Below are 443 nucleotides of genomic sequence, written 5' to 3' on the forward strand. Positions count from 1 at the left end.
CCTCTAGACCGCCAGGAGAATCCGCATGGCACGCATCACCGTTGAAGACTGCCTCGAGCAGATCCCGAACCGTTTCCAGCTCGTCCTGGCGGCCACGTACCGCGCGCGCATGCTCAGCCAGGGCCACGCCCCGAAGATCGAGAGCCGCAACAAGCCCGCCGTGACGGCCCTGCGCGAAATCGCCGAAGGCAAGATCGGCCTGGAAATGCTCAAGAAGGTGCCCGGCTGATCCTGCCGGCCGTGCCTCTTCGCGCGCGCCCCGCGCGCACCAATCAACAGCACCGCCAGGCGGTGCTTTTTTTTGCCTTCGGCCGGCAAGTCACGGGCACGCTACATTTCAGGGTATGAATGAGGTCCTGACCAAACCCCCCGCCCCGGAGCCGCGCCCCGGCAGCGTGCCAGCGGCGGGCGCGTCCACGGCGGCCGCCAATGCGGCCGCCGCC

1 protein-coding gene is annotated in these 443 nt (G+C 68.4%); it reads left to right on the forward strand.

Annotated elements, in window-relative coordinates; translation table 11 throughout:
• Window positions 1–25 precede the first annotated feature (25 nt).
• Window positions 26–229 (forward strand): DNA-directed RNA polymerase subunit omega, encoded by a 204-nt coding sequence (gene rpoZ / locus AC066S_RS39460; protein WP_159502719.1) that lies wholly within the window; start codon window positions 26–28, stop codon window positions 227–229.
• Window positions 230–443 lie beyond the last annotated feature (214 nt).

The sequence above is a fragment of the Bradyrhizobium sp. CFUWI genome (assembly GCF_056429085.1).

Excerpts from the sequence above, each read along its gene's own strand:
- rpoZ (WP_159502719.1), top strand. The coding sequence starts at position 26 with ATGGCACGCATCACCGTTGAAGACTGCCTCGAGCAGATCCCGAACCGT.